Source organism: Parendozoicomonas verongulae (assembly GCF_009711465.1).
Taxonomy (GTDB): domain Bacteria; phylum Pseudomonadota; class Gammaproteobacteria; order Pseudomonadales; family Endozoicomonadaceae; genus Sansalvadorimonas; species Sansalvadorimonas verongulae.
This window is the reverse complement of the sequence record NZ_SMME01000611.1, coordinates 507-1,090: the sequence shown is the minus strand read 5'-3', so window position 1 is coordinate 1,090 and position 584 is coordinate 507. Positions and strand designations below refer to the sequence as shown.

Here is a 584-nt window from a genome sequence, read left to right as displayed (position 1 = left end):
GCCCGGGTGCGCAACCGGGTAAAGATATCCTGGGCTGTTTTCAGGTTGGCCGCCCCCCCCAAGGCCTGAAACACTCTGCCCAGAGCCAGTTCGATCTCCCTGTCATTACAAGGGGTGTTCACCCGCCCCCCGGCTGCCTTGGTGCGCAGCCGGGTAAAGATGTCCCGGGCTGTTCTCAGGTTATCCTTGCCTCCCATGAGCTGGTGATGTCTGCCCAGTGCCAGCCCATTCGTTTTTTCATCATTGGGAGTGGCTGAGTATTTTTCATAAAGGTGCTCAAAAAGTGGTAAAGCTTCCGTTAAATGGCCTGTCGCTTGTAAAGCTCTGCCTTTGGCCATTACCAACCCTTTGTTGTTTTGCAAACCCTTGGAAAGAGAACTGATGAACCCAATACACCCATCAAAATCACCAAGAAGAAACAAACATCTGGCTTTTAATTGCACAACGCGAGCATATTGCTTTGAGTCTCCTTCATATTTTTTTAATAGCGCCTCAGCCTCCTCTAATGCCCTTTGAGGATTGGTTTTCAGAAGGCAGAAACCATGATCTATATCGTGATATACCTGTACATGCGAGCAAGCCGT

1 protein-coding gene is annotated in these 584 nt (G+C 49.7%); it reads right to left on the bottom strand.

Features of this window, described 5'->3' with window-relative positions:
* Positions 1-338, bottom strand: a 338-nt coding sequence (locus E1189_RS01865) for a hypothetical protein (protein ID WP_196221030.1), incomplete at its 3' end; no start/stop codon positions are given.
* Positions 339-584 lie beyond the last annotated feature (246 nt).